The organism is Burkholderia sp. SCN-KJ, from assembly GCF_024656005.1.
Lineage (GTDB): Bacteria > Pseudomonadota > Gammaproteobacteria > Burkholderiales > Burkholderiaceae > Burkholderia.
Genome location: NZ_JANKOG010000014.1, coordinates 171,313 through 193,860, shown reverse-complemented (window position 1 = coordinate 193,860; position 22,548 = coordinate 171,313). Strand labels below are relative to the sequence as shown.

The window sequence follows — 22,548 nt, the reverse complement described above, 5'->3', positions numbered from 1 at the left end:
CGAATCCGGTCAGTTGAACAGGCCGAGCACGGTCTGGAACAGCGTCGCCGCCGTCTGGATCACTTTCGCGTTCGCCTGGTAAAGCTGCTGGTACTGCATCAGGTTCGCCGCTTCCTCGTTCTGGTTCACGCCCGACACCGACTGCTGCGCGCTCGTGATCTGGCCGACGAGCGAAGTCTGCGCGGCGCTCGACGACTTCAGCTGACTCGCCGTATTGCCGATCGCGTTCACGTAGTTCGCATACGCGCCGGTCAGCGTCGTCGTGCCGCCGCCGAGCGACTTCGCGCTGACGAGCTGCGACAGCGCAAGCGCGTTGGAGCCGTCGCTGGTGCCGCCCGCGTACGGTCCGATCGTGAACGTGTCGCCGTCCGACGGCGCGCCGGACAGCGTGACGGTCACGCCGTTCATCACGCCCGACGGCGCCGGCTGCGTGGTGCTCATGATCGTCAGCTTCGCGCCGGCCGACGCGTCGTACGGCACGCTGTCGGTCGGGCTCGTGATCGTCACCGAGGTCGGCGGCGTACCCGCGATCGTCACCGTGGTGCCGGCCGGGAAGCCCGACAGCGACTTCGATGCCGCGTCGTAGCTCAGCTTGGTCGGCGTGGTCGGCACCTGATAGCCGGCGCTCACCGCGCCCTGCGCGATCTTGCCGGTGCCGATGTTGGTGCTCGATGCCGCCGCGACCACCGGCGACGCGGCCGCGATCGCCGAGCCGCTCGTCGTCGCGAGGCCGAAGCCGGTCAGCGCGCCGCGCGTCGGCAGCACGGTGAACTGGTCGCCGGCATTCATCGCGCCGGACGAGAACGAGAAGTTCAGCCCGCCGAGCGAGACCGGCATCGGCCCCGCCTTCTGGTCGACCACCGACCCGCTCGCGCGGTCGGTCAGCGTGTAGTTCGTGCCGTCGTACGACAGCGTGTAGTCGCTCGTCGTCGGCTGCGACGCGTTGGCGAACGAGACGGACAGCGCCGCGTTGCCGGTATTGCCCTGGTTCGAATAGACGGTCGGGTTCGCCACCGTGAACAGGTTGCCGCCCGGATTGCCCGCCAGGTCGACGCCGAGCGCGTTCTGCGCGTTGACCTGCGCGGCGAAGCTGGTCGCGAGCGCGCCGAGCTGCGCCTGCGCGGGGTCGAGCGTCTGGCGGCGGAACGCGAGCAGGCCGCCGAGCGTGCCGCCCGACAGCGACGCATCCGGCAGCGCCTGGTTCGGGCCCGGCGGATTCGCGCCGGCGATCCCCTGCGACACGACGGTCAGCTCGCTCGGATCGGACGACGACGTGACGGTCGCGAGCTGGTAGCTCTTGTCGGCGAGGACGAGCGGCTGGCCGCCCGCGAGGAACACGCTGTAGCCGCTGTCGTTGCGCACCACCTGCACGCCGGCGAGGCTCGACAGGTTCGACACCGCGAGGTCGCGCTGGTCCATCAGCTGGTTCGGCGGCTGCCCCTGGCTGCTCGCCGCCGAAATCTGCTGGTTCAGCTGCGCGATCTGCGCGGTGTACGTGTTGATCTGCGACACGGTGCTGGTGAGCTGCGTGTTGACGCTCTGGCGCAGCGCGTCGTATTGCTGGCCGGCCGCCTTCAGCTGGTCGCCGAGAATCTGCGCGTTGCTGACCGCGGTCTGCCGCACCGACGGATCGGACGCGTTGTTCGCGACGTTCTGCAGCCCGGTGAAATAGCTGGTGATCGCGGTCGAGATGCCGGCCGTCGGGCTGCCGACGTAGTTGTTCAGCTGCGCGACGAGCGAATACCACGTCGACAGCGCGCCGCCCTGCGACTGCGCGCTGTTCAGCTGGTCGTTCAGGTACTGGCTGTACTGCCGCTGCACGGTGACGGTGTTCACGCCCTGCGGCATGTAGCCGCTCGCCGTGTACTGGCCGCTCGCCTCGGCATAGACCGGGCGCTCGACCGAATAGCCGGGCGTCGCGGCGTTGCTGATGTTCTGGCCGGTCGTCGTGAGGCCCCAGAGCGCGGCATTGAGGCCGCTGACACCGAGGTTCATGAGTGAGTTGGACATGCGCGATCCTGATGAGCCGGCCGCGCTGCGGCCGCCGGGTTGCGTGACTCCCGTTATAACGGCCGCGGATCGGAAAAATTGAGGGAAAAATGCGCATGCGGCGCGCGCATGCGCGTCGTCTGGCGAGCGGCCCGGCGAACGCTGCCGGCGCCGGTGCGAAAGCGGCCCCGAGCGGAGCCGCGAACGGATGCGTCAGGCCCGCGCGAGCGAGCGGCGCTTCATCTCGAGCTGCGTGATCAGGCGCTGCAGCGTGTTCTCCGCGCTGCCCGGCAGCGACATGAAGCGAAAGCCGAGCTGGTAGCGGCGCGAGCCGTTCGGCATCTGGGTCGAACGCTGCGACACGAGCTGCAGGTCGAGCGACAGCTTGCCGTGGCCGTTCAGCTCGAGCTCGACGCCCGGCAGCAGCGTGCCGACATCGAGCGCCTCGACGCGCTCGTCGGCGGTCCGCAGGCCGACGCCGCCGAGCGACAGGTTATGCACCTCGAACATGAAGCCCTCGCCGTCCGGCAACCGGCCGCGGCACAGGAACGGATCGACGATCGGTGCATCGACGCGAAAATACTCGCGGCGCTGGATGCACATCAGCACGTCGGGGAAATCGGCGACGAACGCAGGCAGCCCCTCGTAGCGCGTCTCGCGCGGCGTGTTCGTGGTGAATTCGACGCGCACGCCTTCCGGCGCGGCCGCGAAGGTGCAGTGCGACGCGCCGAGGATGCCGGCGTTCTGCTCGGACAGCGCGCCCCAGTCGAACGTGAACGTGCGCGCGCCGACGTCGACCTCGAGCAGGCGCGTGACGAGCTGGCCGCCCGGGTACTGGACGGTCAGGAAGTCGCCCCGGTTCACGAGGTTGCGCAGCTGCACGCCGATCTCCAGCGGATTGCGGCGGGCGTAGTCGGGCCCGGAATGGCCCGCATCCAGGCTCGGATCGGTCGACGTTTCGATATTCATGGCTAGCCGGTTTTCTTTTCAGGGCGCCCGGGCGACCGGTGCGCAGTAAAACCGGGCCAGAACATGGCCCGGTTACAGGTCTCTCACACTTAGCGGCAGTGCTCACCGAAAGTTTAGATCGAAACGCCGGTATTTTTCGCGCAAACGTTGAAAACCGCGCGCGGCGGGATGCCGGGCGCGGTCCGTAAGGCAACAGAAATGTCGGCAGGCGGGCCGTTGCGCCCCTGCCCCGTCAGCCGATCTGCTGCATGATCGAGATCAGCTTCTTCGCGTAATTCGGGTCGGTCGCGTAACCGGCCTTCTGCATTCCGTGCGCGAAACCCTCGACGCTGCGGCTCGCGCTGAGCACGCCCGCGTAACGCGGGTTGTTCTTCAGCAGGTTCGCATAGTCGGTCATCGCGTGCTCGTACGAGTCGTACGCGCGGAATTTCGCGACCACGCGGCGCGGCGTGCCGTTCACGTATTCGGTCGTCAGCGCCGACACCGTGCGGCCCGTCCAGCCCTTGTTCGCCTTGATGCCGAACACGTTGTAGCTTGTCGAGCCGTCGCTCGCGCGGATCTCGCGCTTGCCCCAGCCCGATTCGAGCGCGGCCTGGCCGACGATGAAGCGCGCCGGGATGCCGGTGGTCGCGCTCGCCGCCTGCGCCGGGCCGGCGAGCCGGTCGACGAACGCGTCGGCATCCTGCACGCCGCTCGCGCCCTTCAGCGGCGGCGTCAGCGCGCTGCCGGCCGTGTAGCCGCGCGAGCCGGCGAGCCCGCCGTTGTTCGCCGCGTTCGCGTAGGCCCGCGCCATCGCGTTCATCGCGGCGAGGCTGCCTTCGTTGCCCGACGTGCCCGAGCCGGCCGCACCCAGGCCCGCCGCGGCGAGCCCGGCCGCGCCCGCGTCGGCCGCCGTGTCGCTGCCCGTGCCCTGCCCCGCGTTGCGCAGCAGCTGCTTCATCAGCGCGTCGGCCACGCCGATCCCGCGCTTCGACATCTGCTGCGCGAGCTGCTGGTCGAGCATCGACGTGTACATCTTCGACGTGTGCGAATCGAGCAGCCCGCCGTCGGGTGACGCGTCGCGCATGCTCTTGAGCATCATCTGCGTGAACATCGCGTCGAACTGGCCCGCGACCGCCTTCGCACCGGCCTGCGGCGATTGCTTCGCCTGCGCGCGCAGCGCGTCGAAGCCCTGCACGTCGAGGGCGAAGCGCTGCGTCAGGTCGTTCGCGTTCGGAAGATTCGCCGCCATTCAGATCACCTCCAGGTCCGCGCGCAGCGCGCCGGCCGCCTTCATCGCCTGCAGGATCGACATCAGGTCCGCCGGCGTCGCGCCGAGCGTGTTCAGCGCCTTCACGACGTCGGCCAGGTTCGCGCCGGCCGTCACCATCTTGAGCGCGCCGTTGTCCTGCTTCAGCTGGATCTGCGACTGCTGCGCGACCACCGTCTGCCCGTTCGAGAACGGCCCCGGCTGCGACACCACCGGCTGCGTGTTGACGACCACCGACAGGTTGCCGTGCGCGACCGCGCAGCTTTGCAGCGTGACCATCTGGTTCATCACGATCGAGCCGGTGCGCGCGTTCAGGATCACCTTCGCGGCGGCCTTGTCCGGGCTCACGTCGAGGTTCTGCAGGCGCGCCATGAACGCGACCTGCTGCGCGGAATCCGCCGGCGCGGCGAGCTGGATCGTGCGGCCGTCGAGCGCCGTCGCGGTGCCCGGGCCGAAGCTCGAATTGACCGCGGACACGATCCGCTGCGCGGTGCCGTAGTCCATGTCGTTCAGCTGCAGCTGCAGCACGCCGTTCATCTGCGCGATCGCGTTCGGCACCGCCCGCTCGACGATCGCGCCGCCGACGATCCGGCCGGCCGCGAGCTGGTTCACCTGCACGCGGCTGCCGTTCGCACTCGCGCCCGCGCCGCCGACCGCCATGTTGCCCTGCGCGAGCGCGTACACCTGCCCGTCCGCGCCCTTCAGCGGCGTGAGCAGCAGCGTGCCGCCGCGCAGGCTCTTCGCGTTGCCGAGCGACGACACGGTCACGTCGAGCGCCTCGCCCGGCCGCGCGAACGGCGGCAGCGTCGCGGTCACCATCACGGCCGCGACGTTCTTCAGCTGCATGTTGTTCAGCGACGACGGCCCGCCGTTGGCCGAGCCGTTGTTGATCGAGATGCCGAGGTTCGCGAGCATGTTCGCGAGCGTCTGCGTCGTGAACGGCGTCTGCATCGTCTGGTCGCCCGTGCCGTCGAGGCCGACGACGAGGCCATAGCCGATCAGCGGGTTGTCGCGCACGCCCTGGATCTGCGCGAGGTCCTTCAGGCGCTCCGCGTGCGCGGGTGCCGCGCCGAGCGCGCACGCCGCCAGCACGAACGCGGCGGCGATCCGCGCGACGGCACGCGCACGGGACGACAGGCGGTGGAAAAGAGGCTGCTGCATCGTCATCACCACGGTGCGATGTTGAGGAAGAAGCGCTGCAGCCAGCCCATCGTCTCGGCTTCGTTGATGTAGCCCTTCGACGAGTATTCGATCTTCGCGTCGGCGACCTGCGTCGAATAGACGGAGTTCGCGCCCGAGATCGTGTTCGGGTTGACGACCCCCGAGAAGCGCACGAATTCGTTGCCCTGGTTGATCAGCATCTGCTTCTCGCCGCTGACCACGAGGTTGCCGTTCGGCAGCACGTTGGTGACGGTCACCGTGATCGTGCCGTTGAACGTGTTCGCCGCGCTCGCGCCGCCGGTGGCCGCGAACTTGTTGGTGCCGGCCGCCGACAGGTTCGCCTTCGCGAACAGCCCGCCGAGGAAGCCGGCCGTCGGCACGTTGAAGTCGGTGTTGCCCTGGCGGTTGGTGTTCGCGCCCGACGACTTGGTCGCGTTGATGTTCTCCGCGATCATGATCGTCAGGATGTCGCCGACGTTGCGCGGCCGCTGATCCTCGAACAGCGGCCGCCCCGCATAGCCGGGGTTGTAGATCGAGCCGGGCGCCTGCATCGACATCGGCATCGGCGGCTGCGCCGTCATCGGCTGCTGGATGATCGGGTCGCGCGGAATCTGCGCGCAACCGGCGAGCGCGGCCACCGCGACCGCGCACGCGGCGCGGACGGGGGCTGACGGGAGGAGGCGAACCTGCTTCATGGCGACGACGGGACGTTCCGGTTAGCTCTTCATCTGCGTGACGGTCTGCAGCATCTGGTCGGACGTCGTCACGGCCTTGCTGTTGATCTCGTAGGCACGCTGCGTCTGGATCATGTTGACGAGCTCCTGCACGACGTTCACGTTCGACGCCTCGACATAGCCCTGGTTGAGCACGCCCGCGCCGTTCAGGCCCGGCTGCGACACGTTCGGCGCGCCCGACGACGTGGTCTCGGCGAACAGGTTCTCGCCCTTCGCCTCGAGGCCGGCCGGGTTGATGAAGGTCGCGATCTGCAGCGAGCCGATCTGCACCGCGTTGCTCGAGCCCGGCTGCGTGACCGACACGACGCCGTCCTTGCCGATCGTCAGCGACTGCGCGTTCTGCGGCACCGTGATCGCCGGCAGGATCTGGTAGCCGCTCGACGTGACGAGCTGGCCCTGCGCGTTGGTCTGGAACGAGCCGTCGCGCGTGTACGCGTTCGTGCCGTCCGGCATCAGCACCTGGAAGAAGCCGGCGCCGTTGATCGCGACGTCCTTCGAATTGCCGGTCTGCGTGAGGCCGCCCTGCGTGTACAGGCGTTCGGTCGCGACCTGCTGCACGCCGGTGCCGAGCTGCAGGCCCGACGGCAGCTCGGTCTGCTGCGTCGAGTTCGCGCCGGGCTGGCGGATGGTCTGGTACAGCAGATCCTCGAACACCGCGCGCGACGCCTTGAAGCCGTTCGTGCTGGTGTTCGCGAGGTTGTTCGAGATCACGTCCATCTGCGCCTGCTGCGCATTCATGCCGGTGGCGGCAATGTAGAGCGAACGGTTCATGTTGAATCTTCTCCTGGGTGCGAGGGCCGGGCCGCTCAGCTGAAGTTGAGCAGCTGGTTCGCCGACTGCTCGTTCTGGTCGGCCGTCTGGATCAGCTTCGACTGCAGCTGGAACGCCCGTGCGTTGTCGATCATCGCGACCATCGCGGTCACCGGGTTCACGTTGCTGCCTTCGAGCGAATTCGGCGTGACGACCACGCTCGGGTCCGCGTCGGCCGGATTGCCGTCGGCGGTGCGGAACAGCCCGTCGTTGCCGCGCGCGAGCGTGGCCGGGTCGGGGTTCACGAGCTTCATCTGGTCGACGATCGCGACCGCCGTCGGCGGGTCGCCCGGCATCAGCGCGGACACCGTGCCGTCCTTGCCGATCGTCACTTCCGCGTTCGGCGGCACCGAGATCGGGCCGCCGTTGCCGAGCACCGGCAGGTTGCTCGCGTTGACGAGCTGGCCGTTTTCATCGACGTGCAGGTTGCCGGCGCGCGTGTACGCCTCGCTGCCGTCGGCGGTCTGCACCGACAGCCAGCCGGCGCCCTGCACGGCGACGTCGAGCGGGTTGCCGGTGCGCGTGATCGGACCCGGCGCGTAATCCGCGCCGGGCGTCGACGCGAGCACGTAGGTGCGCGTCGTCGTCGGGTCGATATTGCTGCCGTCGCCGAAATTCATCGGCACCGCGCGGTAGGTCGCGAGCTGCGCGCGAAAACCCGTCGTCGACGCGTTCGCGAGGTTGTTCGCGACGATCGCCTGCTGGTCGAGCGACTGCGACGCGCCCGTCATCGCCGTGTAGATCAGTCGGTCCATGGCTGCCGGTTATCCGCGCGTTACAGGTTGATGAGCGTCTGGTCGACGGTCTGCTGCGTCTTGATCGTCTGCGCGTTCGCCTGGTAGTTGCGCTGCGCGGTGATCAGGTTGACGAGCTGCGACGTCAGGTCGACGTTCGAGTTTTCGAGCGCGCTGCCCTGCAGCGTGCCGTGGTTCGTGCTGCCCGGCGCGGAGATCTGCGGCACGCCCGACGCGGCCGTCTCGGCGTACTGGTTGCCGCCGAGGCTGGTCAGCCCGTTCGGGTTGTTGAAGTTCGCGATCGCGATCTGGCCGAGCACCGCCGTCTGGCCGTTCGAATAGTTGCCGGTCAGCTTGCCGTCCGAGCCGATCGAGAAGGTCGTCAGCGTGCCGCTCGCGTAGCCGTCCTGCGCGAGGTTGTTCACGCCGTCCTTGCCGCCGTACTGCGTGGTGCCGGTCAGGTCGAGCGTGAGGTTCTGCGGCGTCGCCGAGCCGTCGGTGGTCGGCACGCTGAACTGGAACTGGCCGAGCGATGCGGTCGGCGCGGCCGGCGTGCCCGTCGTCGTGCTCTGGATCGCGCCCGACGTGTCGAACGTGACCGTGCCGAGGTCGGTCGCGGTGCCGCCCTGCACGCCCGCATACGCTTCCCACGTGCCGGCCGCCGACTTCACGAAGTACATGTTGACCGCCTGCGAGCCGCCGAGCGAATCGTACACCTGGACCGACGTCGAATAGTTGTAGGTCGTGGTGTCGGTCGGGTCGAACGGCGTCTTGGCCGGCACCGTGTCCTGCGAGTTCAGGTTGAACTGGCCGGTGATCCTGGTCGTCGGGGTCGGCGCGATGTTGGTCGTCGGCGCCTGCAGCGGCACGGTCTGCGCGGTGTTCACCACGCCGTTCTTGCCGGCCGCGTAGCCCATCAGGTTCGCGCCCGCCGAGTTGACGATGAAGCCGTTCTTGTCGCGCTGGAACGTGCCGTCGCGCGAGTACGTCGTCACGCCGTTGTTCGACATCTGGAAGAAGCCGTTGCCGTTGATCGCGACGTCGAGCGACGAGTTCGTCGTGTTGATCGTGCCCTGGCCGAACTGCTGCTGCACCGATGCGAGCGTCGTGCCGATCCCGATCTGCGTGTTGACCGACGTCGCGATCGAGTTCGCGTACATGTCGGAGAACTGCGCGGTGCTCGACTTGAAGCCGACCGTGTTCGCGTTCGCGATGTTGTTGCCGATCACGTCGAGCGCGTTCGATGCGCCGGCGAGGCCGCTCAGACCCTGTTGATAACCCATTTCGGTCTCCGTTTTCGAGAAAGCTGGATCAGTTGCTGGTGGTCGTGCCGCCGGACGACGACGACGCGGTGTTCGGGAAAATCGACGCGACCTGGGTCAAGCCCACCGTCGTGCCGTTCGACAGCACGAGCCCCGCCGTGCCGTCGGCCTGCTTGATCACGCTCTGTACCTGCGCGGCCGCGAGCACGGTCGGCGCGTACGTCTTGCCGTCGCTGCCCGTGTACTGCGCGCTCACGGTGTACTTGCCGTCCGGCAGCGCGTTGCCGGCCGTATCCGTCGGCGTCCAGTTGAACGGCACCGTGCCGGCCGACTGCTGGCCCGCGTTGATCGTGTTCACGACGGCGCCCGCGCTGTTCTTCACGGTGATCGTCAGGTTCGACACGTCGCTCGTGAGCGACACGCCGAACGGCGACGCCGCGCCGCTCTTCACCGCGACGCTGTTGCCCGGCGCGAGCACGTTCGTGCCGATCAGCAGCGCGGCCTGCGTCTGCTGGCCGGCCGCGAGCTGCGTCGACAGCGACGTGAGCGACGTATTCAGCTGCGCGATGCCGCTCACGGTGTTGATCTGCGCGAGCTGCGACGTCATCTGCGAGCTGTCGACCGGGCTCGTCGGATCCTGGTTCTGCAGCTGCGTGACGAGCAGCTTCAGGAACGTCGCCTGCAGGTCGCTCGCCGAGGTGCCGGTCGTCGACACGTTGTTGGTGTTCATCGTGTCGGTCGGCAGGGTCGACACGTTGGTGCCGCTGCTGCCGATCGTCGTGCTGGAGGAAGTCATCCTGGGTAGCCTTGTGTCGAAACGGTCGGGTCTGGGCCCGGGTGTGGAAGGTCGCTCGGCGCGCGGCTTACGTGCCGATCGTCAGCGTCTTGAGCATCAGCGTCTTCGCGGTGTTCAGCGTCTCGACGTTGGCCTGGTACGAGCGCGACGCCGAGATCATGTTCACCATCTCCTGCACCGGATCGACGTTCGGCATCTGCACGTAGCCGTTCGCGTCGGCGGCCGGGTTCGCCGGGTCGTAGGTCGACTTCATCGGCGACGGATCGTCGACGACCTTCGTCACGCGCACGCCGCCCACGCCCTGGCCGGACGCGGTGCGCGCGCCGCCCATCGGGTCGGTCGCGAACACGACCTGCTTGGCCTTGTACGGCTTGCCGTCGGGGCCGGTCGCGCTGTCGGCGTTCGCGAGGTTCGACGCGGTGACGTTCAGGCGCTGCGATTGCGCGGACAGCGCCGAACCGGCGACGCCGAAGATGTTCATCAACGAGGGCATGGAGGCTCCTGGTGCTTGTGCTCGGGTTCGGTTGCGCTTACGAGTTCGTCGAGATCGCGGCGATCATCGCCTTGATCTGCTGGGTCATCACGGTCATCCCGGTTTCGTAGTGCAGCGCGTTGTTCGCGAACTGCACGCGCTCGACGTCGAGATCGACCGTGTTGCCGTCGAGCGACGGCTGCAGCGGCATCCGGTACTGCGCGCGGCCGTAGTCGTCGGCCGGGCCGCCGGTCGGCATCAGCTTCGCGGTGCCGGCCATGTGGCCGGGTGCCGTCGACACCATCGTCATCCCGCTCGTCACGCCGGCCGGCTGCGCCATCGGCAGCTGTGCGGCGTTGCTCGGCGCGAGGCCGCCGCCGGCCTGCTTCAGCGAGCGCGCGAGGGTCGACGCGAAATCGGTGTCGCGGGCCTGGTAGCCGGGCGTGTCGGCGTTCGCGATGTTCGACGACAGCAATTCCTGCCGATAGGCGCGCACGTCGAGCGCCTGTCGGCCGAACGCGAATTCGGCATCGAGTTTGTCCAGCATGTGTGCGTCTCTCCGTATGAAGCGCTGCACGCCCGTTGCGCCGGATGGCGACCCAAGGGGCTTTTTTCCATGACAGCGATGGTAGGCGCCGGGCGCAACCGGCAATCGGACGAATAACGCGGCAAAGGCCCCCTCTATTCATCGTTTGCGCGACGGCCCGGCTCCCTAGAATGCGAATCGGATCAACGGCTTCGAGGACACGGCGATGACAGGCAGCGCACTTCGCGGCAACCACGGACGCGGCACGCGCAGGTCGCGTGCGTTCGCGCTCGCCGCGGCGCTGTGGCTCGCGGTGCCGGCCGCGCACGCGGACGACGGGATGATCGTGATTCCCGGCCGCGGTGAAACGGCCGAGACCGCGCTCGCGCAGGCGAACGCGGCGAGCGGTGGTCAGTTCGGCGGGCATGCGGGGACGGCTTCGGGGACGGGCGTGGTCATGACGGGTGGTGCGGGTGGTTATGGTGCCCGGCGCGCCGCCGATCCGGGCGCCGTCGCGACCGTCGTCGCCGGCGCGGCCGACCCGGCATCGAATTCCGCGCGACCGGCCATCGCCGCGGCCCGCGTCGCTTCAACGGCGCCGGCCCCGCGCGCACCGGCGGCTGCCGCCAACCCGCCCCAGGTAGCCGCCGCGCCCCAGCCGGCGACACCGCCCGGCCAGCAGGACCCCGACACGATCCGGCGCACGGCGCTCGCATTCCTGCAGCAGCAGGTCGCGGGCCTGCCGGGCAAGACGACCGCGACCGTCGCGGCCGCGTTTCCGCGCGGGCTCGCCGCGTGCACGACGCTCGAGCCGTTCCTGCCGACCGGCGCGCGCCTGTGGGGCCGCACGACGGTCGGCGTGCGCTGCGCGGGCGAGCGGCCGTGGACCGTCTACCTGCAGGCGAAGGTCGCCGTGCAGGCCACCTATTACGTCGCCGCGCGCCAGATCGCGCCCGGCGAGCCGCTCACCGCGGCCGACCTCGTCGCACGCGACGGCGACCTGACGGTGCTGCCGCTCGCGGTGATCACCGATCCCGCGCAGGCGGTCGGCGCGACCGCGCTGGCGCGGATCTCGGCCGGGCTGCCGCTGCGCCAGGACATGCTGAAGAGCGCCGCGTCGGTGTCGGCCGGCCAGACGGTACGGGTCGTCGCGGCCGGGCCCGGCTTCACGATCTCGGCCGAGGGCAGCGCGCTCGCGAATGCGGCGCCGGGACAGTCGGTGCGGGTCCGGATGGCCGCGGGGCAAATCGTCACGGCGATCGTCAAGGATGCCGGGACCGTCGAAATTCCGCTGTAGGGCCGGATCGCACCGCAAGATTGTAAAGAATTGTTTATTCGGAGAATTTCGGGCTCACGATGCTAAAGTTCGGGCCGACCCGGCCGTTATCTGGGTCATACCGTCCAGGAAACCCCCATCGTGAAGATCGATTCCACTCCGAACCCGAGCCCACTCGCGTCGACCGGCAACGGCGCGGCCCGCGCGCAATCCGGCGCGGCTTCGTCGTCGTCCGCGCAGGCGGCCGACGCAGGATCGACCGGCGGCGACACGAGCGTGAACCTGTCGGGTCTGTCCGGCCAGCTGCGTTCGCTGTCGGCCTCCGGCAGCGCCGACATCGACACGGCCCTCGTCCAGTCGATCAAGGACGCGCTGAACAACGGCACGTTGACGATCGACGTGAACAAGATCGCCGACGGCGTATTGAATACCGCCCGCGACCTGCTGCAACAGCAGCGCTCGCAGGGCAACTGAGCCGGCCCGGGGCCCGTCACGCCCTGACCGGTCCCCTGGTTTGCCGGCATGCGGACCCGCGTGCCGGCGCGACGAGCATGACGCGATGAGAGAAGAGCTGCTGGCCACGGTCAACGACGAACACGCGACGGTCGAAGCGTTCGCGTCCCTGCTCGCCTACGAGGAAAAGGCGCTGACGACGCCGGAGCCGCTTGAAATGCTGCCCGGCATCGTCGAGAAGAAGAGCGCGCTGATCGACCGGCTCGCGCAGCTCGAGCGCACGCGCGACACGCAGCTGTCCGCGCTCGGCTTTCCGGCCGGCAAGAAAGGGATGGACCAGGCCGCCGAGCGCGACGCACGCCTCGCCGGCCGCTGGCAGTTGCTGCTGCAGGCCGCCGAACGCGCGCGCCAGGCCAATGCGACCAACGGGATGCTGATCCGGATCCGGATGGACTACAACGAGCGCGCGCTCGCGGTGCTGCGCTCGGCGCCCGCGCCGGCCGGTGTGTACGGGCCCGACGGGCGGGTATCGGCGCTGATGCGCTGATTCTCCGACGTACTGATTCCCTGACGCACCGATTCCCTGACGTACCGATTCTCTGACGTACCGATTCTCTGACGTACCGATTCTCTGACGTACCGATTCTCTGACGTACCGATTCTCTGACGTACCGTTTCACTGACGCACCGATTCACTGACGTACCGATTCCCGACGGACCCGGTCACGCCAGCGCATCGACGCGCTGCGCGTGCGTCGCGCGGCCCGCCTGCGGCCGCGCGTCCCTTCCCCGCCTTACAGCAGCGGACACGCGGTGACTTGCGTACCGCGCTCCACGCAAAGCCGTTCGTAGTCGCGCAGGTACGCGCGCTCGTCGTCGTTCAGCAGTTCGACGTCGATCAGGTCCCAGTCGTAGCCGACCGTGACGATGTTCTCGAACGCGACGGTGTCCGATGCGTCGTCGTCCGCGCGCACGATCACGATGTTCTCGATCCGCACGCCGCCCTTGCCCGGCACGTAGATGCCGGGCTCGACCGAAATCACCGCGTTCGGCACCAGCCCGTACTGCGCGCCCGGCGCGAACCGCACGCCGCCCTCGTGCACGTGGATCCCGACGCCGTGCCCGGTGCCGTGACCGAAATCGTAGCCGTGGTCGCGGCAGACCTGGCGCACCGCCGCGTCGACGTCGCCGCCCGTCGCCGTCTTCGGGAAGCGCGTGACGAGCCCCTTGATGCAGGCCTTCAGCGCGACCGTGTAGATCTCGCGCTGCCACGGCTGCGCGACCGTCTCCGGCCGCGTGCGGCGCAGCACGACGCGCGTGCAGTCCGTCGCGAAACCGGCGTCGTAGTATGCGCCGCTGTCGAGCAGCACGAGTTCGCCTTCGGTCAGCTCGACGTCGGCGCTCGCCGCCGTGTAGTGCGCGAACGCGCTGTTCGCGCCGTTCGCCGCGATCGACGGGAAGGTCAGCGCGACCGCCGAGCGGGCGCCGTACGCGTCGTTGATCGTGCGGGCCAGGTCGTACTCGGTATGGCGCTGCCCCGGCTCGCCGGCCTTCGCCCAGCGCATCGTTTCGGCGATCGCCGCCGAACTGCGCGCGAACGCGTCGCGGAACCGGTCGAGCACCGCCGGCGTCTTGCCGGCCCGCAGCGCCTCGACCGGGTTGAAGTCGGCGTGCCGCGCGTGCGGCCACACGCGGCGCACCGACTCGACGAGCGCGCAGTTGACCGACTCGAACCCGTAACACACGTGCTCGACCGCGAACCGCGCGAGGAAGCGCTCGAGTTCGGCGAAGTCGCGCCGGATCACGTGCAGCGCCGGATACGACGCCAGTTCGACCGGGCAGCGGTCGCAGCCCTCCGGCAGGAACAGCGCGACCTGCTCGCCGACCGTGAACAGGAAGCCCAGGTGCGACGACGCATTCGGGATGTGATAGCCGCGGCTGTTCAGCAGGTACGCGAGGTCGTCCGACGCGCACGTGAAGAACGCGGTCGTGCCGGGCGCGGCGCCCGTGTGCGCGGCGAGCCGCCGGTTCAGCGCGTCGAGGTTCTGCGCGACGCTCGCGCCCGTCATCGCTTCCGGCAGCTCGAAGATCGGCCGCTCGACCACCCAGCCCGGCAGCGCGATCGCGCGGTCGATCTCGCGCTCGACGAGGCTCGTCCAGTCGAGCGATGCCGCCTGCGTCTGCTCGACCAGCCGGTCGCGCTGCGCGACGCTGATCCGCAGCGCGTCGTAGCCGACCCGCGCGAGCCGGCTCGCGTGCGCGAGCAGCCAGTCGGCCAGCGCCTGCCAGATCGTCACGTTCATGCCGAGCTTCTCGATGCGCACGCGCGCCGGGTCGCACTGCTGTTCGGCCTGCAGGTGATAGCGGCCGTCGACGAACAGCACGAACGGCGGCACGCCGAGCGCCTCGGCGGTCGCCGCGCTCAGGAAGATGCCGCAGCCGGCCGAGCCGTCGAAGCCCGACAGCGCGTAGCGCGGGTTGTTGCGGCGCGGCAGGTATTCGGTGATGTACTCGTCCTGCGACGTGACCACGACCGCGTCGAGCCGGGCGGCGTCGAGCAGGCGCGACAGGCCGGCCTGGGTGTCGGCGACGGACGCGTCGTACGGGGGAAGGCCGGAGAAGCTGTATTTCAGTCGATCGATCATCGGATACCCGTTATGGATTGTTGTCGGCGGCCGGCGGCGTCACGCGGCATGGCGCACGCCTCACGCGGCACGCTGCCCGCGCGCGGACGACGCACGGCCCGGCTGGCAGCCGGGCCGTGGTGCCGTTCCAGCAGCAGGCTCTCGGGAAAATTTTTGTCTCACTTAACTTTGTTTGATGCGTGCGACAGAATCTAGAGCACGGTGAAATTGAGGTCAAGCTAAAATTTTCGTAGGGCTAAAATTACCGGTGCGTGCGGTGCGTGCGGTGCGTGCGGTGCGTGCGGTGGGCGGCGTGGCGGCGGACCGGCGCGACTGCGCGGTACAATGCGCGCGCATCGTCGTCCCGACGGCCGTGCTTCGTGCAATTCGCGGAACAGCAACGTCCGGCGACTGCGCCGCCCCCCTCGCTCGCCTCCCGACTCGTTGCCACGAAAGAGATCCATGGATTCAGACATCATGCGTATCGGCCAGCGCATTCGCCGCCTGCGCCGGGAAGCGAAGAAGACGCTGCTGGAAGTCGCGACCGAAGCGAACCTGTCGGTCGGGTTCCTGTCGCAGGTCGAGCGCCATCTGACCGGCATCTCGCTGTCATCGCTCGTCAACGTCGCGAAGGCGCTCGGCGTGCCGCTCGGCACGCTGATCGACCAGCCGCGCCAGGCGCAGCCCGACTCGCACGCGGGCCGCCGCGAACCGTACGCGGTCGACGCCGCGTCGCAGTGGTACGAGCGGCTGTCCACCACCTTCCACGGCAGCCAGATCAACGCGCTCAAGGTCCGGATGATGGAGGGCTACCGGTCGGAATGGGTCGCGCACGGCGGCGACGAGTTCGTGTACGTGCTGACCGGCCGGCTCTGCTACACGATCGGCAAGAAGGATTACCCGCTGTCGCCCGGTGATTCGCTGCACTTCGACGCGAGGAAGCGCCATCGCGTCGCGAACGTCGGCGACGGGCCCGCGGAGCTGATCGCGGTCGGCACGCTGCCCCTCTTCGACGACAACTGCGCCGAGTTGGGATCCGCGGCGATGAAAATCAGGCTGCTCGCGCGCGATGCCGGCGCGACGCCGGGCGAGCCGCGCGTGAGCCGCCGCGAACCGGCACCGACGCGGGAGCGCGACGCGGACGCCGCGCCGCCCGCCGACAAGCCGGCCCGCGCCGCGGCCAAGCCGGCTGCCGGGAAGTCCCGCGCGGCCACCGGCAAGCGCCCGGCTGCCGCCACGCCGGCGCGCCGCACCGCCGAGCGCATGAAGAAATGACGGCTGGCGGCCGGGCGGCGCACCGCTCGGCGCGGTCCGCACGATTTGCGGAATCGATTCACGGCCTGATTCGCAACCCGATTCCCCCGCCTATTCCGCGATCGCCAGCGCCTGTTTGACGGCCTCGACCCGCGCGCGATGCACGGCGTCCTTGATCTGCATCGCATCGTTGCCGACACCGCGCGCGATCGCGCCCGCGTCGACGCTGCGCGCCGCCACCAGCGCCACGCGCAGCCGCTCGGCCTGCGGATACGGCTGCGTGTCGAGCCCGAGCCGGCCGCGCGCATCCGCTTCGCACGCCTGCAGCATCTCGGCGAAGCGCGCCGGCTTGCGCAGCGCGTCGCTGCGCTCGAAGAAGCGCACCAGCGCGGCCGCGCCCATTTCCATCACGCGATGCAGGTTGCCGTGCTCGCGCGCGACCACCAGCGCGAGATCGCGGCAATCGTTCGGCACGCGCAGCCGCTCGCACAGCGGCTTGATGAGGTCGACGCTGCGGCCTTCGTGGCCGACATGGCGCGGCAGCACGTCGGCGGGCGTCGTCGCCTTGCCGAGATCGTGCGTGAGCGCCGCGAAGCGCACCGGCAGCGAATAGCCCTGCTTCGCCGCGTAGTCGACGACCATCATCACGTGCACGCCGGTGTCGACTTCCGGGTGGTAGTCGGCGCGCTGCGGCACGCCCCACAGCGCGTCGACCTCGGGCAGGATGCGCGCGAGCGCGCCACAGTCGCGCAGCACCGCGAACATCCGCGACGGTTTCACCTCCATCAGCCCGCGCGCGATCTCCTGCCACACGCGCTCGGGCACTAGCGCATCCGCTTCGCCCGCGTCGACCATCCGCCGCATCAGCGCGAGCGTGTCGTCCGCGACCGTGAAATCGGCGAAGCGCGCGGCAAAGCGCGCGATCCGCAGGATCCGCACCGGATCCTCGACGAACGCGTCGCCCACGTGCCGAAACACGCGTGCGCGCAGGTCGGCCTGCCCGTCGAACGGATCGATCACCGGGCCGACCAGCGCACCCTCCGGGCTCACTTCGCGCGCCATCGCGTTGATCGTCAGGTCACGCCGCGCGAGATCCTCTTCGAGCGTCACGTCCGGCGCATAGTAGAACTGGAAGCCGTGATAACCGGCTGCCGTCTTGCGCTCGGTGCGCGCGAGCGCGTATTCCTCCTGCGTGTCCGGATGCAGGAACACGGGGAAATCCTTGCCGACCGGACGGAAGCCCTGCGCGGCCATCTGCTCGGGCGTCGCGCCCACCACCACGTAGTCGCGGTCCTGCACCGGCTCGCCGAGCAATTCGTCGCGGATCGCTCCGCCTACTGCGTAGATGTTCATGGCGTCGGTTCGTATTCGGCGATCACGTTGGTTTCGCGGCGCGCGCCATCGATCCAGCGCTGCACCGCCGGCAGTGCCGTCACGCGCGCGGCATACCCGGCCGCTTCCGGCGACAGCGCCGGCGCATACGTGTTGAAGCGCATCACGACGGGCGCATACATCGCATCGGCGATGCCGAATTCGCCGAACAGGAACGGGCCGCCCGAGGCCTCGATGCACGCGCTCCACAGCGCGTCGATGCGCGCGACGTCGGCGAGCGCCTCGGGCGTCGCGCCGCGCCCCGGCATCGACGCGCGCACGCTCATTCCCATCTGCGTGCGCAGCGCGGCGAAGCCCGAATGCATCTCGGCCGAGATGCAGCGCGCATGCGCGCGATCGAGCGGATCGGCCGGCCACATCGGGAACTGCGGATAGCGCTCGGCGAGGGTCTCGGCGATCGCGAGCGAATCCCAGATCGCGACGCCGTGGTCGTCGACCAGGCACGGCACCTTGCCGGTCGGCGAATACTCGCGGATGCGCGCGGCCGTGTCGTCGCGGCGCAGTTCGATCACGATCTCGTCGAACGGGATGCCGAAATGCGCGAGCAGCAGCCACGGCCGCATCGACCACGACGAGTAATTCTTGTCTCCAATGACGAGTTTCATGGCGGTGTTCCGGAAAACGCGAAAGTGAATGACGGAAGCGACGGTCCGCGGCGCCTAGCGGCGGCGCGAGCGGAACCAGTCGAAGCGGGAGCGCCGCGCGGCGTGGCCCAGATACGCGGGCGCGATACTCTCGAGACTCGCGGGCGAGATCCCGAGTTCCGGTGCGAGCGGCCCGGACAGCACGTTCGGCACCGACATCGACGCGAGATTGTCGCGCGTGATCACCGGCTCGCCGGGCAGGCATTCGAACACGCTCGCCTGCAGCCGCGCGAGCGCGTCGGGCAGCCGCACGATGCGTGCCTGCCTGCCGACCAGCGTGCCGCAATAGCGCACCAGCTGCTCGAGCGTGTAGACGGTCGGCCCGCCGAGTTCGTAGGTCTTGCCGTGCGCGGCCGCGAGATCCAGCGTGTTGACGAACGCGCGCACGACGTCGCCGACGAACACCGGCTGGAAGCGCGCGTCGGGCATCGCGAGCGGCAGCACCGGCAGCGTGCGCTGCAGGTTCGCGAACGTGTTCAGGAACGCGTCGCCGGGGCCGAACACGACCGACGGGCGGAAGATCGTCAGCGCGAGCGAATCGGTCGCCGCGACCGCATGCAGCGCGGCCTCGCCGTCGCCCTTCGAGCGCTGGTACATGCTCGGGCCGTGCGAATCGGCGCCGAGCGCGCTCATGTGCAGCACGCGCCGCACGCCGACTTCGACGCACGCGGCGGCCAGCGCGGCCGGCAGCGCGACGTGCGCGCGCTCGAACCCGGGCCCGTACGGCGTGCCGCGGCCGCCGTGCAGCACGCCGACGAGATTGACGGCCGCATGCGCGCCGGCGACGAACCGGGCGAGCGTGCGCGTATCGAGCGCGTCGAGCTCGACGATCTCGACCGGCAGCATCTGCAGGTGGCGTGCGTGCTCGCGCCGCCGCGTGCCGATCCGCACCTGCTTGCCGGCGTCGATCAGCGCGTTGACGAGCCGGCTGCCGATGAAGCCGGTGCCGCCCAGCAGCGCGACGGTCTGGCGATCCATTGTTCGGCTCCTCAAAAGAACACTGCCGCGTCTCGCGCGGCAGTATGAAGATTGCGGATCAGGGCGAGATCATGCCTAGGCGTTTCTTCAACGACTGCGGTTTGCCCTCGAAGAGCGCCGCGTAGTAGACGGTGTTCGACAGCACGTTCTTCACGTAGTCGCGCGTCTCGTTGAACGGAATCGTCTCCGCGAAGATCGCGCCTTCGACCGGCTGCGTCAACACCTGGCGCCACTGGCGCGGCCGGCCCGGGCCCGCGTTGTAGCCGGCGGTTGCCAGCACCGGCGAGCTGTCGAAGTTGTTGTAGATGTCCGCCAGATACCAGGTGCCGAGCTGGATGTTGGTATTGATGTCGTGCATCTGCGCACGCGTGATCGTGCCCATCCCGAGCTTCTTCGCGACGAGCTGCGCGGTAGCCGGCATCAGCTGCATCAGGCCGCCCGCGCCGACCGACGAACGCGCGTTCGTGATGAAGCGCGACTCCTGGCGGATCAGCCCGTATGCCCATTCGATGTCGAGGCCCGACGACTGCGCGTAGCGCTCGACGATGTCACGGTACGGCGACGGGTAGCGCAGCGTGAAGTCGTGCTCGGCCTTCGTGCGGTCGGCCGTGTTGACGGTGCGGTCGAGCAGGTCGATGCGCTTGCCGTATTCTGCGGCCGCGAGCAGCTGGCGATCGGTCATCCCGCGCAGCGGCCAGTTCCATTCGCGGTTGCCTTCGAGACGCAGGTTCAGCCCGTAGAAGCGCTGCGCGAGCGCGAAGCCCGGGATCTTGCTCATCGCGTCGACGTCGCCATCGCTCACCTTCGTGCGCGGCGGGATCGACGTGCGCTGGCCGAGCTCTTCGCCGGCGAGCTGCCCGTAGAAGTTGTACTGGCCCGCGACCTGCTCGAATTCCTGGTTCGCCTGCAGCGTGTCGCCGCTCTGCTTGAGCGCGCGCGCATGCCAGTAGATCCATGCCGGATCGTCGCGCAGCGACGGCGGCATCTGTTCGATCGACCAGCGCACCATCGGCCAGTTGCCGGCGAGCAGCGCGGCGCGCGTGCGCCATTCGTAGCCCGGGTTCGACAGCGGCGCGTTCGCGGATTTCGCATACCAGACCGACGCGAGCGCCGAGCGCTTGATCGCGCCCTGGTAGCCGATCGCGCCCCACGCGATCGCCTGCTCCTGCTTCGTCAGCGAGCCGGCGATCGACGTCAGCATCCCGGCCGCCGCGTCCGGATCGTTGCGCGCCATGCGGCCGAGCGCGATCAGCGCGAGCTGGTGCGATGCCGCGTCGGGGCCGACGCCGCGCGCGAGATACAGCGGCGGCGCGCTGGTCGCCTGGTCGAAACCGACCGGGCGCGCGCCGAGCGCGTCGACGATCTTGCCGCCGAGCGTCGTGTAGTTCTGCTCGTACGCGAGGCGCGCCTGCTGCCACACGTCGTCGCTCGTGAACTGCTGATTGACGGTGAGCGCCGTAATCAGGTCGACACAGGCGTCGCCGTAGTATTTCGGCTCGACGAGCAGCGCACGCGCCGCCTCTGCGACGCTCTCGCCGCGCGCCGCGCGCGATTCGAGCGCGTAGCACTTGACCTGCGTGTCGTCGTCGAGCACGAAGCGCTTGTACTGGTCGTCGAAGTTGCGCCAGTCGTGACGCGCGCCGAGCACGAGCAGGTAGTCGTTGCGCAGGCGATCGGCGATCGCCTGGCCGTCGTAGCGCTGCAGGAACGACTGCACCGGTGCGTCCGGTGCGTCGACGCGTGCGCGGCCGGTCGAATCGAACAGCTGCGGCTTGATCTGGAAATACTCGACGTAGGACGGGACCGGATAGTTCGGGATCATCGCCGCGAGCTGCGCGGCCTTCGCGGCGTCGTTGCGGCGCGCGGCTTCGCGCAGCTGCGCGAAGATCTGGTCGTCCCCGGCGAGCGTGTCGTCACCCGGTGCGGCGCACGCGGCCGTGCCCGCGACGAGCGCGGCGGCCGAAAGCGTGAGCGCGACCGCGCGATATACTCGGAAAAGGCTGTTCGACATCGTTATGAATGGAGCACGAAGTGAGCGAAAGCATAGCATGCAACCCTGTGCCGAACCCGAAGGTTGCGCTGCGCAAAACGCTGTCCGGCGCGCGTCGCGACGCCGCGTCGCAGCCCGCCGCGAATGCCGCGCTCGACGCGCGGCTGCGTCTGTTGCTCGAGCGCCTCGCGCCCGCGACGGTCGGCTTCTACTGGCCGCTGCCGGGCGAATTCGACGCACGCGACGCGGTGCTCGCGTGGGCCGCGGCCGGCACGGGCCGCCGCGCCGCGCTGCCGGTGATCGGCGAGCGTCACACGCCGCTCGCGTTCCATGCGTGGGATGCGGATACGCCGATGCGCGAAGGCCATCACCGGATTCCGGAGCCGGCGTCGGGCGTCGTCGTCGTGCCCGACCTGCTGCTGATTCCGTGCGTGGGATTCGATCTGCAGCGCTACCGGCTCGGCTATGGCGGCGGCTACTACGACCGCACGCTCGCGGTGTGGCCCGGCGACACGCTGCCGGTGACGGTCGGCATCGCGTATGAAGCGTGCCGCGTCGATGCGCTGCCGGCCGAGGCGCACGATCTCGCGATGCGCTGGATCGTGACCGACGGCGCGCTGTACCCGGCCGCCTGATGACGCGGCGCGCGCTGCTGCGTGAGCGGCATGCCGCGCGTCACCGCGCTCACCCTCCCGTCCGCAATCGTTTACAGCGACGCCGCCGCGCGCGCGGCCGTGTCGTAGAGGCCCGATGCGTGGCGCAGCAACTGCGCCGCGTCGCCGATCTGCTCGTTGGTAAGGCCGCTGTCCTTCAGCGTCTCGATCAGGCAGTGCTCGCGCACCTCCCGGTACTTCAGGCACAGCTCGCGGCCCGCGTCGGTCGCGAAGAAGAACACCTCCTTGCCGCTCTTCTCGCTCTTCACATAGCCGCGCGCGATCAGTTTTTTCAGCGCATAGGTCGCGACGTGCGTATCCTCGATATTGAGCACGAAGCAGATGTCGGCGAGCTTCTTCTTGCGTTCGCGGTGGCTCACGTGATGCAGCAGCGACACCTCGACCGCCGTCATGTCCTTCGCGCCAGCCGCCGACATGCAGCGCACCATCCACCGGTTGAACGCGTTGCCGGCCATGATGAGCCCGTATTCGAGTTCCGACAGCTCCGCGCTCGAATCGGAAACGAGGTGTTCGGATGACACGATCTTGGTCGCAGGACGCTTCATGGAAAGGCGGGGCAAG

The 22,548-nt window shown here is 69.1% G+C and carries 22 protein-coding genes; 5 read left to right on the top strand and 17 right to left on the bottom strand.

Annotated features, from left to right (window positions below; genetic code table 11):
- Nucleotides 1–9 precede the first annotated feature (9 nt).
- From flgK to NQV17_RS23130, 11 genes are all read right to left on the bottom strand, one after another.
- Complete coding sequence (flgK, locus tag NQV17_RS23180) at nt 10–2,010, bottom strand: flagellar hook-associated protein FlgK (RefSeq protein WP_257774022.1); 2,001 nt, start codon at nt 2,008–2,010, stop codon at nt 10–12.
- A 192-nt stretch (nt 2,011–2,202) separates the two neighbouring features.
- Nucleotides 2,203–2,958 (bottom strand): flagellar brake protein, encoded by a 756-nt coding sequence (locus NQV17_RS23175; RefSeq protein WP_044847880.1) that lies wholly within the window; start codon nt 2,956–2,958, stop codon nt 2,203–2,205.
- Nucleotides 2,959–3,190: 232 nt separating this feature from the next.
- The gene (flgJ, locus tag NQV17_RS23170; RefSeq protein WP_044847879.1) at nt 3,191–4,189 is read right to left on the bottom strand and encodes a flagellar assembly peptidoglycan hydrolase FlgJ; all 999 of its coding nucleotides are present in this window, start codon (nt 4,187–4,189) and stop codon (nt 3,191–3,193) included.
- The gene (locus NQV17_RS23165) at nt 4,190–5,368 is read right to left on the bottom strand and encodes a flagellar basal body P-ring protein FlgI (protein WP_124486647.1); all 1,179 of its coding nucleotides are present in this window, start codon (nt 5,366–5,368) and stop codon (nt 4,190–4,192) included.
- Between the two features lie 5 nt (nt 5,369–5,373).
- Entirely contained in the window at nt 5,374–6,063 is a 690-nt protein-coding gene (gene flgH, locus NQV17_RS23160) for a flagellar basal body L-ring protein FlgH (RefSeq protein WP_044847878.1), read from the bottom strand.
- 21 nt (nt 6,064–6,084) lie between these two features.
- On the bottom strand, nt 6,085–6,873 hold the full coding sequence (flgG, locus tag NQV17_RS23155; RefSeq protein ID WP_014895799.1) for a flagellar basal-body rod protein FlgG: 789 nt from the start codon (nt 6,871–6,873) through the stop codon (nt 6,085–6,087).
- A gap of 35 nt (nt 6,874–6,908) precedes the next feature.
- Nucleotides 6,909–7,667 carry a flagellar basal-body rod protein FlgF gene (flgF, locus tag NQV17_RS23150; RefSeq protein ID WP_257774021.1) on the bottom strand — a complete coding sequence of 253 codons (759 nt, stop codon included), beginning with the start codon at nt 7,665–7,667 and terminating at the stop codon, nt 6,909–6,911.
- 20 nt (nt 7,668–7,687) lie between these two features.
- Nucleotides 7,688–8,929 carry a flagellar hook protein FlgE gene (gene flgE, locus NQV17_RS23145; RefSeq protein ID WP_257774020.1) on the bottom strand — a complete coding sequence of 414 codons (1,242 nt, stop codon included), beginning with the start codon at nt 8,927–8,929 and terminating at the stop codon, nt 7,688–7,690.
- 28 nt (nt 8,930–8,957) lie between these two features.
- The gene (locus NQV17_RS23140) at nt 8,958–9,704 is read right to left on the bottom strand and encodes a flagellar hook assembly protein FlgD (RefSeq protein ID WP_257774019.1); all 747 of its coding nucleotides are present in this window, start codon (nt 9,702–9,704) and stop codon (nt 8,958–8,960) included.
- Between the two features lie 67 nt (nt 9,705–9,771).
- Nucleotides 9,772–10,197, bottom strand: coding sequence for a flagellar basal body rod protein FlgC (gene flgC, locus NQV17_RS23135; protein ID WP_044847874.1), 426 nt, complete (start codon nt 10,195–10,197; stop codon nt 9,772–9,774).
- A gap of 37 nt (nt 10,198–10,234) precedes the next feature.
- Complete coding sequence (locus NQV17_RS23130; RefSeq protein WP_257774018.1) at nt 10,235–10,723, bottom strand: flagellar basal body rod protein FlgB; 489 nt, start codon at nt 10,721–10,723, stop codon at nt 10,235–10,237.
- Nucleotides 10,724–10,928: 205 nt separating this feature from the next.
- On the opposite strand from NQV17_RS23130, the gene flgA reads away from it, so the two are divergent.
- From flgA to NQV17_RS23115, 3 genes are all read left to right on the top strand, one after another.
- The gene (flgA, locus tag NQV17_RS23125; RefSeq protein ID WP_257774017.1) at nt 10,929–11,999 is read left to right on the top strand and encodes a flagellar basal body P-ring formation chaperone FlgA; all 1,071 of its coding nucleotides are present in this window, start codon (nt 10,929–10,931) and stop codon (nt 11,997–11,999) included.
- 120 nt (nt 12,000–12,119) lie between these two features.
- Nucleotides 12,120–12,452: a flagellar biosynthesis anti-sigma factor FlgM gene (gene flgM / locus NQV17_RS23120; RefSeq protein WP_044847871.1), complete on the top strand. Its 333-nt coding sequence runs from the start codon at nt 12,120–12,122 to the stop codon at nt 12,450–12,452.
- A gap of 85 nt (nt 12,453–12,537) precedes the next feature.
- Nucleotides 12,538–12,978, top strand: coding sequence for a flagella synthesis protein FlgN (locus tag NQV17_RS23115; protein ID WP_039317824.1), 441 nt, complete (start codon nt 12,538–12,540; stop codon nt 12,976–12,978).
- A gap of 247 nt (nt 12,979–13,225) precedes the next feature.
- Here NQV17_RS23115 and NQV17_RS23110 read toward each other — a convergent pair whose 3' ends face one another.
- Entirely contained in the window at nt 13,226–15,076 is a 1,851-nt protein-coding gene (locus NQV17_RS23110) for a M24 family metallopeptidase (protein WP_257774016.1), read from the bottom strand.
- Nucleotides 15,077–15,517: 441 nt separating this feature from the next.
- On the opposite strand from NQV17_RS23110, the gene NQV17_RS23105 reads away from it, so the two are divergent.
- Nucleotides 15,518–16,330: a helix-turn-helix domain-containing protein gene (locus tag NQV17_RS23105; RefSeq protein ID WP_257774015.1), complete on the top strand. Its 813-nt coding sequence runs from the start codon at nt 15,518–15,520 to the stop codon at nt 16,328–16,330.
- A gap of 90 nt (nt 16,331–16,420) precedes the next feature.
- On the opposite strand, the gene NQV17_RS23100 is transcribed toward NQV17_RS23105, so the two are convergent.
- The 4 genes from NQV17_RS23100 to NQV17_RS23085 are packed head-to-tail and all read right to left on the bottom strand — an operon-like array spanning nt 16,421 to nt 21,334.
- Nucleotides 16,421–17,662: a multifunctional CCA addition/repair protein gene (locus NQV17_RS23100; RefSeq protein ID WP_257774014.1), complete on the bottom strand. Its 1,242-nt coding sequence runs from the start codon at nt 17,660–17,662 to the stop codon at nt 16,421–16,423.
- The gene (locus NQV17_RS23095; protein ID WP_257774013.1) at nt 17,659–18,306 is read right to left on the bottom strand and encodes a glutathione S-transferase family protein; all 648 of its coding nucleotides are present in this window, start codon (nt 18,304–18,306) and stop codon (nt 17,659–17,661) included. Before NQV17_RS23095 ends, NQV17_RS23100 begins: the two co-directional genes overlap by 4 nt.
- A gap of 54 nt (nt 18,307–18,360) precedes the next feature.
- Entirely contained in the window at nt 18,361–19,323 is a 963-nt protein-coding gene (locus NQV17_RS23090; RefSeq protein WP_044847866.1) for a complex I NDUFA9 subunit family protein, read from the bottom strand.
- 58 nt (nt 19,324–19,381) lie between these two features.
- Complete coding sequence (locus tag NQV17_RS23085; protein WP_257774012.1) at nt 19,382–21,334, bottom strand: lytic transglycosylase domain-containing protein; 1,953 nt, start codon at nt 21,332–21,334, stop codon at nt 19,382–19,384.
- 8 nt (nt 21,335–21,342) lie between these two features.
- On the opposite strand from NQV17_RS23085, the gene NQV17_RS23080 reads away from it, so the two are divergent.
- A complete protein-coding gene (locus tag NQV17_RS23080; protein ID WP_044847864.1) occupies nt 21,343–21,948 on the top strand; it encodes a 5-formyltetrahydrofolate cyclo-ligase in 606 nt (201 codons plus the stop codon).
- A gap of 71 nt (nt 21,949–22,019) precedes the next feature.
- On the opposite strand, the gene NQV17_RS23075 is transcribed toward NQV17_RS23080, so the two are convergent.
- A complete protein-coding gene (locus NQV17_RS23075; RefSeq protein WP_044847863.1) occupies nt 22,020–22,532 on the bottom strand; it encodes a winged helix DNA-binding protein in 513 nt (170 codons plus the stop codon).
- Nucleotides 22,533–22,548 lie beyond the last annotated feature (16 nt).

What these genes read in the sequence shown, in the direction of transcription:
- flgK (WP_257774022.1), bottom strand. Translation starts at nt 2,010, where the DNA reads ATGTCCAACTCACTCATGAACCTCGGTGTCAGCGGCCTCAATGCCGCG.
- NQV17_RS23175 (WP_044847880.1), bottom strand. Translation starts at nt 2,958, where the DNA reads ATGAATATCGAAACGTCGACCGATCCGAGCCTGGATGCGGGCCATTCC.
- flgJ (WP_044847879.1), bottom strand. Translation starts at nt 4,189, where the DNA reads ATGGCGGCGAATCTTCCGAACGCGAACGACCTGACGCAGCGCTTCGCC.
- NQV17_RS23165 (WP_124486647.1), bottom strand. Translation starts at nt 5,368, where the DNA reads ATGCAGCAGCCTCTTTTCCACCGCCTGTCGTCCCGTGCGCGTGCCGTC.
- flgH (WP_044847878.1), bottom strand. Translation starts at nt 6,063, where the DNA reads ATGAAGCAGGTTCGCCTCCTCCCGTCAGCCCCCGTCCGCGCCGCGTGC.
- flgG (WP_014895799.1), bottom strand. Translation starts at nt 6,873, where the DNA reads ATGAACCGTTCGCTCTACATTGCCGCCACCGGCATGAATGCGCAGCAG.
- flgF (WP_257774021.1), bottom strand. Translation starts at nt 7,667, where the DNA reads ATGGACCGACTGATCTACACGGCGATGACGGGCGCGTCGCAGTCGCTC.
- flgE (WP_257774020.1), bottom strand. Translation starts at nt 8,929, where the DNA reads ATGGGTTATCAACAGGGTCTGAGCGGCCTCGCCGGCGCATCGAACGCG.
- NQV17_RS23140 (WP_257774019.1), bottom strand. Translation starts at nt 9,704, where the DNA reads ATGACTTCCTCCAGCACGACGATCGGCAGCAGCGGCACCAACGTGTCG.
- flgC (WP_044847874.1), bottom strand. Translation starts at nt 10,197, where the DNA reads ATGCCCTCGTTGATGAACATCTTCGGCGTCGCCGGTTCGGCGCTGTCC.
- NQV17_RS23130 (WP_257774018.1), bottom strand. Translation starts at nt 10,723, where the DNA reads ATGCTGGACAAACTCGATGCCGAATTCGCGTTCGGCCGACAGGCGCTC.
- flgA (WP_257774017.1), top strand. Translation starts at nt 10,929, where the DNA reads ATGACAGGCAGCGCACTTCGCGGCAACCACGGACGCGGCACGCGCAGG.
- NQV17_RS23115 (WP_039317824.1), top strand. Translation starts at nt 12,538, where the DNA reads ATGAGAGAAGAGCTGCTGGCCACGGTCAACGACGAACACGCGACGGTC.
- NQV17_RS23110 (WP_257774016.1), bottom strand. Translation starts at nt 15,076, where the DNA reads ATGATCGATCGACTGAAATACAGCTTCTCCGGCCTTCCCCCGTACGAC.
- NQV17_RS23105 (WP_257774015.1), top strand. Translation starts at nt 15,518, where the DNA reads ATGGATTCAGACATCATGCGTATCGGCCAGCGCATTCGCCGCCTGCGC.
- NQV17_RS23100 (WP_257774014.1), bottom strand. Translation starts at nt 17,662, where the DNA reads ATGAACATCTACGCAGTAGGCGGAGCGATCCGCGACGAATTGCTCGGC.
- NQV17_RS23095 (WP_257774013.1), bottom strand. Translation starts at nt 18,306, where the DNA reads ATGAAACTCGTCATTGGAGACAAGAATTACTCGTCGTGGTCGATGCGG.
- NQV17_RS23090 (WP_044847866.1), bottom strand. Translation starts at nt 19,323, where the DNA reads ATGGATCGCCAGACCGTCGCGCTGCTGGGCGGCACCGGCTTCATCGGC.
- NQV17_RS23085 (WP_257774012.1), bottom strand. Translation starts at nt 21,334, where the DNA reads ATGTCGAACAGCCTTTTCCGAGTATATCGCGCGGTCGCGCTCACGCTT.
- NQV17_RS23080 (WP_044847864.1), top strand. Translation starts at nt 21,343, where the DNA reads ATGGAGCACGAAGTGAGCGAAAGCATAGCATGCAACCCTGTGCCGAAC.
- NQV17_RS23075 (WP_044847863.1), bottom strand. Translation starts at nt 22,532, where the DNA reads ATGAAGCGTCCTGCGACCAAGATCGTGTCATCCGAACACCTCGTTTCC.